Here is a 14409-nt window from a genome sequence, read left to right as displayed (position 1 = left end):
GAGTGATTTACATAATTATGATCGCCTATTTACCAATCTTTGGGACTGAAATAGCAACACTTTTTGTCCTATAAGCCGTTATTTCTCTAACATTGAATTGTTCTTGAAAGATAGCCAGATACATATTATTTATAAAAATTATATTTTTATAATAGATGTAATAAATTGTTATCTTGCATTGTAAAGGGTTGCGTACTATAATAGGTTCATCAAAAATCGATTTTATAAAATTGATTTTTGGTAAATCATTAAGAAATGATATAAGGAGATACATATGAATTTTTCAAAATATAAGAAATCAATTATAGCCTGTGTGCTAGCCCTTGGTATTGGTGTAGGCGGTGGCTACTATTTCTTTGGTAGTCCTGTGACACATCAAACAACTGTGCGAGAACAAACAAAACAAAATAAACCGATTACAGATACACGTAATACGTATGTGGTACAAGCGGCTAAAGAATCTGGTCCAGCTGTAGTAGGTATTACTACACAAGTTTTCCAAAAGGATATTTTTAATCGTACCATTTATGCTGGAGAGGGCGTAGGCTCTGGTGTACTCATTGATAACGATGGACATATCGTAACAAATAATCACGTTGTAGCTGGTGCTAAAAATGGAGAGGTTACAGTATCTTTGTCTAATGGATCTACCGTAACAGGTACAGTTATTGGTACGGATGCTCAAACAGACTTAGCTGTTGTTAAAATTAATCCACCAAAGGATATTCAACCTATAAAAATTGGTGACTCTGATTCCTTACAAGTAGGGGAACCGGCTATCGCCATTGGTAATCCTTTAGGCCTAGAGTTTAAAGGCTCTGTTACATCTGGTGTAATCAGTGCGCTAGCACGTACTATTGATGATCAAGGTCAACGCTTCCCATTAATCCAAACAGATGCAGCTATTAATCCAGGTAACTCTGGTGGTGCTCTCATCAATGCAGATGGAGAGTTAATTGGTATTAATAGCTCTAAGATTTCTAAAGAAGGCGTTGAAGGTATGGGTTTTGCCATTCCTATTAACTCCGCTATGACTGTTGTAGATTCTATTATTAAGAATGGTAAGGTTGTACGTCCTTATATTGGTGTATGGGCTGTAGATCGTCAAACAGCAGCGCGTAACAATGTAAGTTATGAAGGCGAAGGTCTTCTCATTGTTCAACTTGATGCGAATGGTCCTGCTGCAAAGGCTGGTTTGGTAGAAGGAGATACAATTGCTCAAATTGATGGCAAGGATATTAGTACATTATTAGAATTAAAAGAGCAAATTGACGCTAAGAGCCCTGGTGATACAGTTTTGGTATCTTATACTCACAATGGCAAAATGAAGAGTACACAGATTAAATTAGGCCAAGCAGCTTCCAATTAGATACTGTCTATTCAAACTAAGCACAGATTCTTTATTATGAACAGATCCTGTTTAGAATAGATATAGTACTTATTATATAAATAAAAATCCTCATCCTTTGGATGAGGATTTTTTTGATATACGATGATAATTGAGATATATTTCAATATAAATAACTTGAAATTAGCATAAATTTTGAAAATATTTTAATCTCTATAAACCTAGACTTTATCTATGTTTATTAGTGATGAAATACAAGAGTTTTAATTGCGCAAAATATATTTTTTACAAGGTACCTTGCATTACGAGGTACCTTGTGTTATTATGTATTTGTCAGTACATGATAGTGACCGTAAGAGAGCTTTCACATTGGCAGGCAAGCACAGCCTAAAGGGAGGAACTATGCAAGTTCAATTAAAAAAGGGTGTTATGGATATGCTAGTGCTAGCATTACTAACACAAACTGATCGATATGGGTATGAAATTGTAAGCACCATTTCGGAATATATTGAGATTTCTGAAGGAACGATATATCCATTATTTAATAGATTGAAAAAAGAAAAGTATGTTGAAACATATTTAAAGGAATCTACTACAGGACCATCTCGAAAATATTATCACATCACAGAAGATGGACGTGCCGCATATAACAAGATGCGCCAAGAATGGGATGAATTTTCTGGTGTAATCAACATCCTGTTGAAAGGAGTCGACTATAATGAACAAAAATAGCTTTTTAGAAGCACTGCGTAATATATTCAAAAAGGCCCGTGTTGCTGATGTAGAAAGTATTATCGAGGTTTATGAAGAACATTTCGCTGTAGGTTATGAAAGAGGACTTACGGATAGCGAAATTATTAAATCTTTGGGAACTCCAGAGGAAATTTATGCGTCCTATGTAGATGCAGGTATTATTACAGATACATTAGGCCAAGATGGTGGTGAAAGTAAATCTGTTAATATGCAAGCAATCTATGCAAGATTTGATGATTATAAAGAACGTTTATTACCACAATTACCAGGTATGGCTAAAAAAGCATCCAAAACATTGTTATCTATTGGAAGCGGTTTGTCATATATTGTAGGGGTTTTAATATTTATTATTACACCTGCCATCTTATATTTACTCGGAAGCTCATGGCAACCGTTTGAGAATGTAACGGCATTTCCTGCATTATCATTAGTAACTTTAGTTGCACTTGGTGGTGTAGGTCTCTTTGGGGGCCTTACATGTATCTTTGTTGGTGTTGAACTTCGTGGGGTACGCGAACGTTATTTCAGCAATGTGGATTAAGGAGGACCTATGAGACGAATTATAATTGCTGCCATTCTAACTGTAATCAGTGCTGTAGGGGTAGGTACATCCTTTGCTGTAAATGATTTACCAAATTTTGGTGAATGGATGAAAACTAATGAACAACAGTTTAGAAAACCACATAGACATGATGGTTCTAATATGCATATGGACCAACATATGATGGATGGAAATAATCAAATGATGCCTCAAGATGGTATGGGGCCAAATAATGGTCAACATATGTACCAAAATTGTCAAAACCAAATGATGACTCAAGATGGTATGGGACGAAATAATGGTCAGCATATGTATCAAAATGGTCAAATGCCTCCGCAAGGTCAAATGCCAATGCAAGGCCAACCACCTCAACAAAGTAATGGTAATGCACCACAACAACAAAGTGATCAAGGTGCACCACAAACTACACAAAACTAACCATATTTTATGAGTCCCTTTCTCTCATAAATGATAGAGAACGTGGTCATGAAAGTGCATTCATGGCCACCATAGAGCCACATACTCTATGTGATACATTCGTATCAGAATCTCTCTCTTACACACAATAACTACACACAAACAAAAAGAGCTCCTCAGTGAAGGAGCTCTTTTTGTATCTATTTATAAAGATAGATTGTACTTGATGGGGTGGGAATATTTTATTAACTTCTTAATGAAAAACGACCTATGCATGCACATAGGTCGTTAAAAAATTATTTGATGTGTTTAGAACCACGTTCTGTCATAGCTACGCCGTCTTTGCAAAGAGGGCATTCTTCAGGTTTGTATGTAGGAACTTCGAGGTTAAGTAAGGCTTGTACTTTTTCTTGCGGTACGCCAAATTCTGCTTTGCCGCCTGAACGGTTAACAAGAAGGCCTACACCAACGATTTCGCCGCCAGATTGGTTAACTACATTAACTACTTCTTGTACAGAACCACCAGTTGTTACGATGTCTTCAACGATAAGCACGCGTGTGCCTGGCTCGATTTTGAAGCCGCGGCGTAAAGTCATAACACCTTTTTCACGTTCTGTGAAGATAGCGCGTGTACCAAGAGCTTTACCTACTTCATGAGCTAGTAAGATACCACCAGTCATAGGTCCAATAACAAGTTCTACATTTTGATCACGGAAGCGTTCAGCTAATTCTTTACAAAGTGTTTCAGTGTATTTAGGATGTTGCAATACATTGAATTTTTCAACGTACATTGGGCTGTGGAGTCCAGATGTCAAAAGGAAGTGACCTTCTAAAATAGCTTGAGTGTCGATCAATAATTGTTTTACTTCTTGTTCTGTCATCATTTGGATACATTCTCCATTTCTTCAATAATTAAACGAACTGCTTCACGAGGATTTTCAGCCTGTGTAATAGGGCGGCCAATAACGAGGCGAGATGCGCCATCTTGTAATGCACTAGCAGGTGTAGCAATACGTTTTTGGTCATTTGTTGCTGCAAAGGAAGGACGAATACCAGGTGTTACGATGAGGAAATCATCACCACATGCTTCACGGATCATCTTAGCTTCTAATGCGGAACATACAACACCATCCATGCCACATTCTTTAGCGAGCTTAGCAAGGCGAATTACTTGGTCGGAAATAGGTAGTTGCCCACCGATAGCAGTCCAAGATTCATCGTCGAAACTAGTTAGAGCAGTGATAGCCAATAATTTTGGTCGCTCAACGCCTAGTGTTTCACCGCTTTCACGAGCGGCCTCTACAGCGGCTTTCATCATGACAGGGCCACCTTGACCATGCAAAGTGATTAAACTAGCGCCGAGACGTGTTAAGGAAGAAACTCCATGGGCTACGGTGTTTGGAATGTCGTGCAATTTCAAATCAAGAAATATTTGTTTGTTTTGCTCTTGTAAAAAGCGAATTGTTTTTGCTCCTTCGGCGTAGAATAGCTCCATGCCGACCTTGTAAAAGCTAACCGAATCACCGAGGGACAATACGATTTCTTTTACAGCATCCATCGTGGATACGTCAAGGGCTACGATTAATCTGTCATCTGCCATCTTGCAACCTCCATACTACATATATATCTAAATAATTTTCACATACAGAGGGCCCATCTGTCAATTAAAATTGATGTGAAAGCGGTGACTATTAGTCACCCTTGAATAGTAGATTATAGACTGTTTCATGCTATAATAAATGGAGAAAATGAATACAATTCTTATATATAAATTAAAAAACATATAGATTTGAAAGGAGTCCTATGTTAGATTTTGTTGCATTAGACTTTGAAACAGCTAATAAATTTAAAAATAGTGCGTGCTCCTTGGCGGTTATTACCGTAAAGGATGGACAGATTACCAAAAAGGCGTACAGTCTTATAAAACCACCGTTTATGAGTTTTGATGATGAATGTATTGAAATTCATGGTATTCAACCAAAGGATGTTATCCATGAGAAAACCTTTGATCAATTGTGGAATGCTATCTACGAAAATCATTTAAAAGGCAATATCATGGTAGCTCACAACGCAAAATTCGATATGAATGTATTGCGTGCTACACTGAATTACTATAAAATTCCTTGGCCAGATCTAGATTATGCATGTACGGTAAAACTTTCACGTGCCGTATGGCCAGATTTAGTAAACCATAAGCTAAATACAATGGCTGCATACATCGGGGTTGAGTTCAAACATCACTACGCATTGGATGATGCAGAAACATGTGCTAAGGTTGTGCTAGAGGCGGCTAAGGCTAAGGGTGTTAATAGCTTGCCAGATTTATTGAAGGCTACAGGTGTACCACTAGAACCATTTATTGATGACAAAAATCGCGCTGCTCAAGAGGCTTTACACAAAGAACCTGAGCCAGAGCAAATGTCGTTCTTTTAGTAAGGAGAGACACTATGTTAGGTAAAGAATTATTATCTTATGTGGATCATACACTATTGCGTCCTACAGCTACATGGGATGATATTAAAGAAATTTGTGAAGCCGGCGTAGCCTATAAGACGGCATCGGTTTGTATTCCCCCAGATTTTGTGGCCTCTGCCCATGAAGCGTATCCAGATCTTAATGTTTGCACTGTTATTGGTTTTCCTTTAGGCTATGAAACGACAGAGGTGAAGGTAGCTGAAACAAAACAAGCCCTTGCAGAAGGGGCCTCTGAAATTGATATGGTCATCAACCTAGGCAATGTAAAACAAGGGGACTTTGATGCGGTTACTGCTGAAATTAAAGCGCTTAAAGCAGCTTGTGGAGATAAAATCTTAAAGGTTATTATTGAAACTTGTTACCTTACTGATTCTGAAAAGATAGCACTTTGTAAGTGCATTACGGATGGTGGTGCTGACTATATCAAAACATCTACAGGTTTTGGCAGCAGTGGTGCTAGTATTGAAGATATTCAACTCTTTAAGAAACACATCGGCCCTAATGTAAAAATTAAGGCTGCCGGTGGTATTCGTTCTATCTCTGATATGAAAGCCTATATTGCAGAAGGTTGCAGCCGTATTGGCGCCAGTGCAGCAGTAGAACTACTTAAAGATCATTTAGACGAAGAAGTGTAATAGAAAACCACCTAGGCAGTGCTTAGGTGGTTTCTTAGAATGGCGGTATAACCATGCGCATGTATGATATTATTCTAAAAAAACGATCTAACTTACCATTAACAGATGAGGAAATTCGCTTTGTCATCTCTGGCTATGTGAATGGCGAAATCCCCGACTATCAAGTGAGTGCTTTGTTGATGACCATTGTATTTAATGGGATGAATGCTCGTGAACTAGGGACATTGACATTAGCGATGGCACAATCGGGGCATATGGTAGATTTATCCAATATCGATGGGATAACAGTAGATAAACATAGTACCGGTGGTGTAGGGGATAAGACAACCCTTATCATAGGGCCTTTGGTGGCTGCTTGTGGTGGCAAGGTAGCGAAAATGTCGGGCCGTGGTCTTGGACATACGGGTGGTACTATCGACAAGATGGAATCTATACCAAACCTAAAGGTATCCTTGGATCAAGAAGCCTTTATTAATCAAGTTAATACAATTGGCCTAGCTGTAATCGGACAATCTGAAGGTTTAGCACCAGCAGATAAAAAACTCTATGCCTTGCGAGACGTAACGGGTACCGTAGATAGCATTCCTCTTATTGCATCCTCTGTGATGAGTAAAAAATTAGCTTCTGGGGCACAAGCGATCTTGCTAGACGTAAAGGTTGGCAGTGGTGCTTTTATGAAAACCTTAGACGATGCTCGTGCATTGGCTAAAGCAATGGTAGATATTGGTAAGGAAAATGGTCGCTCTGTTAAGGCTGTTTTAACCGATATGGATAGACCACTAGGTCATGCCATTGGTAATGCTTTGGAAATCCGCGAGGTTATTGATACGTTGAAAGGGCATGGCCCACAGGATTTAACACATGAATGTCTTATTATGGCAGCCCATATGCTCGTATTGAGTCAAATTTGTGATTATGAAACGGCTCTCAGTCGTGTACAAGAGGCTCTTAATTCGGGATCAGCTCTTGAACGATTGCGCATGATGATTGATGCTCAAGGTGGAGACAGCCGAGTTCTTGATGATGAAAGCTTATTAGCCATTGGCAAATTCACCTATGATGTTACAGCGCCTCAAGATGGTTACATTACACATATGAATACAGAACAATGTGGTATTGCATCTGTTATGCTTGGCGCTGGTCGCACCGTTAAGGATGGTCCTATCGATTATAGTGCAGGCATCATAATGCACAAGAAAACAGGTGATACTGTTCGAACAGGTGAAAGTATAGCTACCTTGTATGCTTCTGATGAAAGCTTGCTCACCAATGCTGGTAAAATATATTTAGAGGCGATTACCTTTGGCGAAACTGCACCAATTGTAGTGGATACGATTCTTGATATGGTGGAATGAGGAGATCCATATGATAGAAAAGGAAACTCATATGACAGAACAGGAAATTCAAAAGCTTATTGAACGTGCCATAGTAGCTCGTGAGAAAACCTATAGTCCGTACTCTCATTTTGGTGTAGGTGCAGCCCTTGTATGTGAGGATGGGAGTATCTATGAAGGCTGTAATATAGAAAATGCTTCCTATGGCTTAACGAACTGTGCAGAACGAACTGCTATATTTAAAGCCGTATCAGAAGGTCATACAAAATTTAACGCCCTCGCCGTAGTTGCTGATACGGAAGGTCCTTGTGCACCATGTGGCGCTTGTCGCCAGGTGATTTCTGAATTTGAAATACCACAGATTATTTTGGCTAATCTAAAAGGCAATTATAGAGTTGTTAGTCTTGATGAGTTATTACCATTTAGATTTGGCGCTGATAGCTTATAGGAAAAAAAGAGACCACATATGTGGTCTCTTTTACTTTATACCTTAGAATGCAGGAACAACTGCACCTTTGTATTTTTCTTCAATGAATTTTTTGATTTCAGGGCTATGAAGTGCTTCCATTAATTTTTTGATGCGAGGATCGTTTTCGTTACCTTTAAGTACAGTAACGATGTTTACGTAAGGGGAATCTTTAGATTCGATTGCCAATGCATCTTTACTAGGGTTAAGACCTGCATTCAATGCAAAGTTAGTGTTGATAGCTGCTAAAGCAACGTCGTCAAGAGAACGAGGTACTTGAGCTGCTTCTAATTCAACGAATTGGTAACCATTAGGGTTGGAAGCGATATCTTGAACTGTAGACAAGATATTGCTGGAGTCTTTCAATGTGATAAGACCTTCTTTTTGCAATAACAATAATGCACGACCGCCGTTTGTAGGGTCATTAGGGATAGCAATTTTAGCGCCTTTAGGAAGATCTTTTAAATCTTTGATTTGACGGGAGTATAAGCCCATTGGTTCAAGATGAACACCACCAGCAGATACTAGTGGAAGGTTGTGAGCTTTTGCGAATTCATCCATGTAAGGTACATGTTGGAAGAAGTTTGCATCGATTTCTTTATCACCCAAAGCAAGGTTTGGTGTGTTGTAATCAGTGAATTCTGTGATTTGTAAATCAATACCATCTTTTGCCAAGATAGGTTTAACTTGTTCCAAGATTTCCGCGTGAGGTACTGCTGTAGCACCGATTTTTAATACTTGCTTGCCATTGCTAGCAGCTTGTTTGCTGTTGTCGTTACCGCAACCTGCGATTAGTAAAGCACCGCCAAGGATTACAGTAGCCGCTAATGCTAAAAATTTTCTCATTAGACACACTCCTTTTACAATTAGTTCATATAAAATATTACATTAATAGTACTAAATTATTTCCTATCTATCAAGAAGGAATTGTTACGAGTTCTCCATAGCTTAAAGTTATACCAAAAAGAGATTTCCAAACTAACATCTATAAAATATTGTTAAAGTTTGAAAATCTCTCTTTATTTTATGTAATTGTATTTAATGTATGTACGTATTGGTAAACACTTATTTGCTAATAATTGAATCTATGGTTCAACCTTATTTACCTATGATAAGTCCAATGGACCACATGATTTGGTAAATCATTGCAGCCCCTGCAGTTGTACCCATAGCTTTGTCCAGAAGGAACTCATCTGTTTTAGTACTTAAGGTATGTACTGTTTTGAAAGCTAGTGGCGCTGCGAGAAAGGCAAAGAGGGAGAACCATGTCATGTGACCTACAATGATCCATGCAAGAATCCAAATGAAATTGAATAGGTAAGTGACGCTCATTAAACTGAGGGCACGTTCACGGCCTAATACAATTGGTAATGTACGACGACCATGGCTTTCATCATTTCGAATATCACGAATGTTATTCGTGAGCATAATGGAACCAACGAGCAATGTAGAGGGAATAGCAGGGATTAATAATGCTAAAGATAAGTCTCGCGTCCATGCATAGCTTGTAATGAGGACGATGGCAAAACCCATAGCGATACCAGAGGAAATTTCACCAAATGGTGTGCGGGAAATTGGTTTTGGCCCACCAGAGTAGAGAAAACTGATGAGAATGCAAAGAAAACCTGCTGGAATATAGTACCAAGTGATGGTGGCAGATAGGTAAAGACCGATGATAATAGGTACCACCATGAGCACCTTAATCATGGTAACAATAAGCTCTGGTGTAATGGCACCACGCGTAATAGAACCAGCATTACCAACTTTTTGCCCCGCATCGAGACCAGATTTAAAATCTTTATATTCATTCCATAAATTAGCTACAATTTGAGCTGTTACAACGGCTAAAAATATTAAAACTGTATGGAAAATGGCAAGACCTGTACCGTGAGTGGCACCAAATGCATAATAGCTAAAGGCTGCACCTAAAATGGTAGGCCCTAAAGCAGCTGCTAATGTACGAGGCCTAGTGAGTGGAATTATTTCTTGTATCATAATAAAAGCACACCAAGTGTGCACTCCTTTCTATTTCTCATACCATATGTTTACATATCTATTTAAGTATTGTATAGCAGAACTGAAAGGTTGTAAATTAGACTATACAGTTATACAGCTCCATATAGTATAATAATTAGTATATGCAGTATAGATTATCTTTTTGAAATCTTTATGGATGCAGTATGGATTATGAATATAATTTGTATACGAATGTATTGTTAAATCGTGAGGTGTCTTATGAGAGCTCTCAACAAAAAAATGATGACATTGGCTTGTGCCACATGCTTAACTGTTGGCATGGGCGCAGTGGCATGTGCGGATACAGTAGATTTAGGCTATGGTTTATATGGCAGTACGTCTCCTACGGTGAAGGCTGTAGAGGTCATGCGTGTTCCTACGGATGCAAAGCTGCGGAATAATGAGCAAAGTCAAATAATTTCAGTGGCAAATAAAGCGGCTGTTGATGCTGTTAATGCTAGTTTGAAATTACAAGTACCGGTACAAGTTGAACCTATGAAGGGTGATGTGTTGGATGGATTTTCCGTCTATCAATTGCAAGGGACGGATAAACAAGGTCACCATGTAGGTCAGTTAGTCGTTGTAGACTATTCTAAAAATGCTATAGATCAAGTAATTGGTATGAATAAAACCATTTTAGAAAAGGTTCCAGACGCAAAAAAAGCTACAATAAAAAGCTCTATCTCTAAATATGTAGATTCCTATTCTAAAGAGAAGGCTCAACAACAATTACAAGGCCTGAAGAGCAACACTATTGAAGGTGCTAAATTAGCTAAAGATCTCAAAATGATAAATGATAAGTTACCTTCTCAAATTATGGGTGCTTTTGATAAAATGCTTGCCACAGAAAAGAACTTATCTCCTAAAAGTAAAGAAGAGGTCCGTTCTTATGTAGACTTTATGGCAAAACAAGTGAGCCTAGATGCAACGCATGTGGCCTATAAGCCTGTCCAAACACGCTATGGTACGGCTGTGACAGGAGATTTACGGGGTAGTCTGAAATATGATGGCTTTAGAAACACTTATTCCTTAATTGGTTATGCTGTTCCTACAGATAAAGGCGTATCTTTACAGCTTTTAATGTCTGATGACTCTAGCTATGATTATTGGACTAATGAGTTGAATCATATGTATCAAACACAATCTCTCAAGGGAGGTAAATAATATGAAATCTTTGAAAGTATTGGCTTGTGCAGCTTGCCTAGTGGGTACTGTATCTGGCGTAGGTTTTGCTAAGGATGTACAAACAATTGCAGGCTCCATGGTAGTGCCTAACAATGTAACTGTTGTTTCTGCATCCAAAACAAATACACGTGATTTTGTAGAAAAACAATTAAATGAGGAACCTACAAAATCTTCGATGGCTAATATGATGGTAAAGGAATTTTTCCAAAACTTTGGCACTAATTTTGATGTATACCAATTACAAGGGGCCGATAAAACAGGTCAAAAGGATGCATATGTAGTAGCGGTAGATGTAAAAAAAATAGCACAGCAAGTAGCTAAAGATAAGACTAATGATCCTATGTTTGTTGCAGCTATGGCGGCTCTAGATAAAGGTCAAATTGACCCTGTTACTGAGCAACTTATACTAGGTGCCGTTAATAAACAAATTCCTACAACTACAACTGTAGTCCCTTTAAATGATCCAAAACGTTATGCTAATCTTAAGACTCGGTCAGGTGAATTACTTATAAAACCTAGAACGCTTACTGTAGAAAATGCAGAACAAGTGCATCCTGTGGCAGGCACTAAATATCAAACCTATGCAGCAAGCTCTCGCTTATTATATGCAGATGGAGATGGTCAAACTCCGCTCTATGCAAATGCTGCATTTGTGTTAAAGCCAGGCAAACCGGTACTATACGTAGGTGTAACTACTGATGTACAACGGGATTATTTCAAAACGATATTTGACAATGCCTTCAAATCTATTAAATAATTTGTTATAGATATACTTTCACAGAGTATGTCATATATAAGGTAATTACTAATGTGAGTATGGCGGCATTAGCATAATCTATATTATTTTTTATTATATATAAAAGGAGAATTATCATGAAAACAATTTTCACAGACAAAGCACCAGCAGCAGTAGGTCCTTATTCTCAAGCTAAAGTAGTAAACGGTTTATTATTTGCTTCTGGTCAAATTCCACTCGATCCTGCAACTGGTTCCATTGTTGCAGGTGGTATCGTAGAGCAAACTGAACAAGTATGCAAAAACATTGATGCTGTATTGGCTGAAGCAGGTTCTGACTTCTCCGAAGTTATTAAAACAACTTGTTTCTTGGCTGATATCGCTGACTTCAAAGCATTCAACGAAGTGTATGCTAAATATTTCACTTCTAAACCAGCTCGCTCTTGCGTAGCAGTAAAAGATCTTCCATTGGGTGCTTTGGTAGAAGTGGAAATTATTGCGGAAGTATAAGATGGATTATATTTCCTTATTACAATCAGAGATGCGTCCTGCCTTCGGGTGCACTGAGCCAATTGCATTGGCTTATGCGGCTGCGAAGGCAGTCTCTGTTTTAGATGAGTTTCCTAACCATATTCACGCACGATGCAGCGCGAATATTATAAAAAATGTAAAATCCGTAGTCATTCCTAACTCTGGTGGACGAAAAGGCCTCCAAGCAGCTACTACCCTTGGTGCCATCGTAGGTCATCCTGAGCGTGAACTAGAGGTATTAGAATCTGCTACAGATGAAGATCGTAAATGGCTTGGCACATTGCTAGATGCCAACTTCTGTACAGTATCACTTGCGGAAGGCGTAGATAATCTCTATATTGAAATCGCTGCAGAAACAGATGAACATACAGCGGTGGTTCGCATTGAAAACGACCATACGAATGTAACCTATGTTGCTGTAGATGGTGAGGTTGTGTCTGAAACAATCAATGAGATTAAGAAAGCTGCAAAGACAGAATATGCTATGACCTTTGATAGCATTTACGAATTTGCAAAGTCTGCAGATATTTCTGGCATCATTCCTCAAATTAAGCAGCAAGTAGAATACAATACAGCTATTTCCCGAGAAGGTTTGTCTAATGATTATGGCTCCAATATTGGACAGCTCTTATTGTTGGATGAAGAAAATCCGTCTCTTGAAACGAAATGTAAGGCTCGTGCAGCGGCTGGATCCGATGCGCGTATGAGTGGGTGCCCATTGCCTGTAGTTATTTGCTCTGGCTCTGGTAACCAAGGCTTAACCGTATCTGTACCTATCATTACAACTGCTGAGGAACTCGGTAAAAGTGATGATGAACTGTACCGTGCGCTTGTTTTCGCTAACTTGTTGACGCTGTACGTTAAATCTGGCATTGGTAAACTATCCGCCTACTGCGGCGTTGTATCTGCTGGTGTAGTCAGTGTAGCAGGTATTGCCTTCCTAAAAGGCGATAGCAAAGATATCATTGAAAATACCTTGGTTAATGGTCTTGCTAGCTTATCCGGTATCGTATGTGATGGTGCGAAACCATCCTGCGCAGGTAAAATTGCTATCTCCCTTGATGGCGCGTTCATGGGCTATAAACAAGCTCGACTTAACAAGAACTACCAAAAAGGCGATGGCCTTGTAGCATACTCCGTTGATGATACCATCCGCAGTATTGGTACTGTAGCTCAAGGTATGAAAGAAACGGACATAGTAATCTTGAATGAAATGCTAAAACACTAATTTAGCTAAAATAAAAGCCCCCGTATGATATGTACCCCCTTTACTGGACAACCAGTAAAGGGGGTATTTTCATGAGATATAGTTATGAATTTAAAAGAAAAGCAATTGAATTATTCTATCAAGGTGAATGGCCCAAGACGCCTAACGGTGTGAGGACAGATACATTTCATAAACTAATAAGAGATTGGGTTAAATTAGAACGACTTCATGGTTCAGACATTAATAAATGTCGAGGGACTAATAAGTATTGGTCTCCAAAAGAAAAATTTGAGTTAGTATGCCAAGTTCTTTCAGGTCAAGGTTTAAGATCAGTAGCTATTGTAGCGGGTATTAATTCTGGACAACTGTATCAATGGGTTCATAAATACAAAACTTTAGGATACAATGGTCTTATTAATAAACCTAAAGGACGACCACCAAAGGATTGCAAAATGAAAGTACCTAAGACTATCTCACCTCGAAAACTCAAAGAGAGTGAATATGAGGAACTCATTCGCTTACGAGCTGAAATTGCTTATATTAAAGCTGAAAATGAAGTCATAAAAAAAGAGATTGCCTTGAGAGAAGAAAAGGAAGCTGCGCGACTCAAGGCGAAAAAGCAGCGATTATCAAAACGCTCCGCCAACAAGGCTATCAACTAAAGCATCTTTTAAAAGCTATGCCAATGTCCAAATCTACCTATTATTTTGAACTTACTAAAGTAGATCTTGTAGATAAAAGAAATACAGAGCTAAAAGATGAAATT

General features: G+C 38.6%; 17 protein-coding genes. 13 read left to right on the top strand and 4 right to left on the bottom strand.

Annotated elements, in window-relative coordinates; translation table 11 throughout:
* The first annotated feature begins 274 nt into the window (after positions 1-274).
* The 4 genes from LKD20_RS09065 (at position 275) to LKD20_RS09050 (ending at position 3080) form a co-directional block, all read left to right on the top strand.
* Positions 275-1369 carry a S1C family serine protease gene (locus tag LKD20_RS09065; RefSeq protein ID WP_227721558.1) on the top strand — a complete coding sequence of 365 codons (1095 nt, stop codon included), beginning with the start codon at positions 275-277 and terminating at the stop codon, positions 1367-1369.
* A gap of 381 nt (positions 1370-1750) precedes the next feature.
* Positions 1751-2080 carry a PadR family transcriptional regulator gene (locus tag LKD20_RS09060; protein WP_227721557.1) on the top strand — a complete coding sequence of 110 codons (330 nt, stop codon included), beginning with the start codon at positions 1751-1753 and terminating at the stop codon, positions 2078-2080.
* Positions 2067-2642 (top strand): DUF1700 domain-containing protein, encoded by a 576-nt coding sequence (locus LKD20_RS09055; protein ID WP_227721556.1) that lies wholly within the window; start codon positions 2067-2069, stop codon positions 2640-2642. Before LKD20_RS09060 ends, LKD20_RS09055 begins: the two co-directional genes overlap by 14 nt.
* A 9-nt stretch (positions 2643-2651) precedes the next feature.
* Positions 2652-3080: a transcriptional regulator gene (locus LKD20_RS09050; protein ID WP_227721555.1), complete on the top strand. Its 429-nt coding sequence runs from the start codon at positions 2652-2654 to the stop codon at positions 3078-3080.
* 275 nt (positions 3081-3355) lie between these two features.
* Here LKD20_RS09050 and pyrE read toward each other — a convergent pair whose 3' ends face one another.
* Both pyrE and pyrF read right to left on the bottom strand, forming a co-directional pair.
* Positions 3356-3943, bottom strand: coding sequence for an orotate phosphoribosyltransferase (gene pyrE / locus LKD20_RS09045; RefSeq protein WP_227721554.1), 588 nt, complete (start codon positions 3941-3943; stop codon positions 3356-3358).
* Positions 3940-4659, bottom strand: coding sequence for an orotidine-5'-phosphate decarboxylase (pyrF, locus tag LKD20_RS09040; RefSeq protein ID WP_060924127.1), 720 nt, complete (start codon positions 4657-4659; stop codon positions 3940-3942). Before pyrF ends, pyrE begins: the two co-directional genes overlap by 4 nt.
* A gap of 203 nt (positions 4660-4862) precedes the next feature.
* Here pyrF and LKD20_RS09035 point away from each other — a divergent pair, with 203 nt between their 5' ends.
* Genes LKD20_RS09035 through LKD20_RS09020 form a run of 4 tightly spaced genes read left to right on the top strand, consistent with a single transcriptional unit; the run spans position 4863 to position 7951 of the window.
* Positions 4863-5492 carry a 3'-5' exonuclease gene (locus LKD20_RS09035; protein ID WP_227721553.1) on the top strand — a complete coding sequence of 210 codons (630 nt, stop codon included), beginning with the start codon at positions 4863-4865 and terminating at the stop codon, positions 5490-5492.
* 14 nt (positions 5493-5506) lie between these two features.
* Positions 5507-6169, top strand: a complete 663-nt coding sequence (deoC, locus tag LKD20_RS09030) for a deoxyribose-phosphate aldolase (protein ID WP_060924126.1) — start codon at positions 5507-5509, stop codon at positions 6167-6169.
* 53 nt (positions 6170-6222) lie between these two features.
* Positions 6223-7524 (top strand): pyrimidine-nucleoside phosphorylase, encoded by a 1302-nt coding sequence (locus LKD20_RS09025; protein ID WP_227721552.1) that lies wholly within the window; start codon positions 6223-6225, stop codon positions 7522-7524.
* Positions 7525-7534: 10 nt separating this feature from the next.
* On the top strand, positions 7535-7951 hold the full coding sequence (locus tag LKD20_RS09020; RefSeq protein ID WP_227721551.1) for a cytidine deaminase: 417 nt from the start codon (positions 7535-7537) through the stop codon (positions 7949-7951).
* A gap of 42 nt (positions 7952-7993) precedes the next feature.
* Here the strand turns inward: LKD20_RS09020 and LKD20_RS09015 are convergent, their stop codons facing one another.
* On the bottom strand, positions 7994-8815 hold the full coding sequence (locus LKD20_RS09015) for a MetQ/NlpA family ABC transporter substrate-binding protein (RefSeq protein ID WP_227721550.1): 822 nt from the start codon (positions 8813-8815) through the stop codon (positions 7994-7996).
* Positions 8816-9067: 252 nt separating this feature from the next.
* Complete coding sequence (gene menA / locus LKD20_RS09010; protein ID WP_227721549.1) at positions 9068-9964, bottom strand: 1,4-dihydroxy-2-naphthoate octaprenyltransferase; 897 nt, start codon at positions 9962-9964, stop codon at positions 9068-9070.
* 240 nt (positions 9965-10204) lie between these two features.
* On the opposite strand from menA, the gene LKD20_RS09005 reads away from it, so the two are divergent.
* The 5 genes from LKD20_RS09005 to LKD20_RS08985 all read left to right on the top strand — a co-directional run bounded on the left by LKD20_RS09005 (position 10205) and on the right by LKD20_RS08985 (position 14305).
* The gene (locus LKD20_RS09005) at positions 10205-11149 is read left to right on the top strand and encodes a hypothetical protein (protein WP_227721548.1); all 945 of its coding nucleotides are present in this window, start codon (positions 10205-10207) and stop codon (positions 11147-11149) included.
* Between the two features lies 1 nt (position 11150).
* Complete coding sequence (locus tag LKD20_RS09000) at positions 11151-11927, top strand: hypothetical protein (protein WP_227721547.1); 777 nt, start codon at positions 11151-11153, stop codon at positions 11925-11927.
* A gap of 116 nt (positions 11928-12043) precedes the next feature.
* A complete protein-coding gene (locus tag LKD20_RS08995) occupies positions 12044-12415 on the top strand; it encodes a RidA family protein (protein ID WP_227721546.1) in 372 nt (123 codons plus the stop codon).
* Between the two features lies 1 nt (position 12416).
* Entirely contained in the window at positions 12417-13664 is a 1248-nt protein-coding gene (locus tag LKD20_RS08990) for an L-cysteine desulfidase family protein (RefSeq protein WP_227721545.1), read from the top strand.
* Between the two features lie 71 nt (positions 13665-13735).
* Positions 13736-14305, top strand: coding sequence for a helix-turn-helix domain-containing protein (locus LKD20_RS08985; RefSeq protein WP_227721544.1), 570 nt, complete (start codon positions 13736-13738; stop codon positions 14303-14305).
* Positions 14306-14409 lie beyond the last annotated feature (104 nt).

Origin of the sequence: Veillonella fallax (genome assembly GCF_020687175.1) — a bacterium.
Taxonomy (GTDB): domain Bacteria; phylum Bacillota; class Negativicutes; order Veillonellales; family Veillonellaceae; genus Veillonella; species Veillonella fallax.
The sequence above is the reverse complement of the archived record's forward strand: the minus strand, read 5'-3'. Positions and strand labels throughout refer to the sequence as shown.

Bases quoted from the DNA above. Each gene is read 5' to 3' on its own strand.
- LKD20_RS09065 (WP_227721558.1), top strand. From the start codon at position 275: ATGAATTTTTCAAAATATAAGAAATCAATTATAGCCTGTGTGCTAGCC.
- LKD20_RS09060 (WP_227721557.1), top strand. From the start codon at position 1,751: ATGCAAGTTCAATTAAAAAAGGGTGTTATGGATATGCTAGTGCTAGCA.
- LKD20_RS09055 (WP_227721556.1), top strand. From the start codon at position 2,067: ATGAACAAAAATAGCTTTTTAGAAGCACTGCGTAATATATTCAAAAAG.
- LKD20_RS09050 (WP_227721555.1), top strand. From the start codon at position 2,652: ATGAGACGAATTATAATTGCTGCCATTCTAACTGTAATCAGTGCTGTA.
- pyrE (WP_227721554.1), bottom strand. From the start codon at position 3,943: ATGATGACAGAACAAGAAGTAAAACAATTATTGATCGACACTCAAGCT.
- pyrF (WP_060924127.1), bottom strand. From the start codon at position 4,659: ATGGCAGATGACAGATTAATCGTAGCCCTTGACGTATCCACGATGGAT.
- LKD20_RS09035 (WP_227721553.1), top strand. From the start codon at position 4,863: ATGTTAGATTTTGTTGCATTAGACTTTGAAACAGCTAATAAATTTAAA.
- deoC (WP_060924126.1), top strand. From the start codon at position 5,507: ATGTTAGGTAAAGAATTATTATCTTATGTGGATCATACACTATTGCGT.
- LKD20_RS09025 (WP_227721552.1), top strand. From the start codon at position 6,223: ATGCGCATGTATGATATTATTCTAAAAAAACGATCTAACTTACCATTA.
- LKD20_RS09020 (WP_227721551.1), top strand. From the start codon at position 7,535: ATGATAGAAAAGGAAACTCATATGACAGAACAGGAAATTCAAAAGCTT.
- LKD20_RS09015 (WP_227721550.1), bottom strand. From the start codon at position 8,815: ATGAGAAAATTTTTAGCATTAGCGGCTACTGTAATCCTTGGCGGTGCT.
- menA (WP_227721549.1), bottom strand. From the start codon at position 9,964: ATGATACAAGAAATAATTCCACTCACTAGGCCTCGTACATTAGCAGCT.
- LKD20_RS09005 (WP_227721548.1), top strand. From the start codon at position 10,205: ATGAGAGCTCTCAACAAAAAAATGATGACATTGGCTTGTGCCACATGC.
- LKD20_RS09000 (WP_227721547.1), top strand. From the start codon at position 11,151: ATGAAATCTTTGAAAGTATTGGCTTGTGCAGCTTGCCTAGTGGGTACT.
- LKD20_RS08995 (WP_227721546.1), top strand. From the start codon at position 12,044: ATGAAAACAATTTTCACAGACAAAGCACCAGCAGCAGTAGGTCCTTAT.
- LKD20_RS08990 (WP_227721545.1), top strand. From the start codon at position 12,417: ATGGATTATATTTCCTTATTACAATCAGAGATGCGTCCTGCCTTCGGG.
- LKD20_RS08985 (WP_227721544.1), top strand. From the start codon at position 13,736: ATGAGATATAGTTATGAATTTAAAAGAAAAGCAATTGAATTATTCTAT.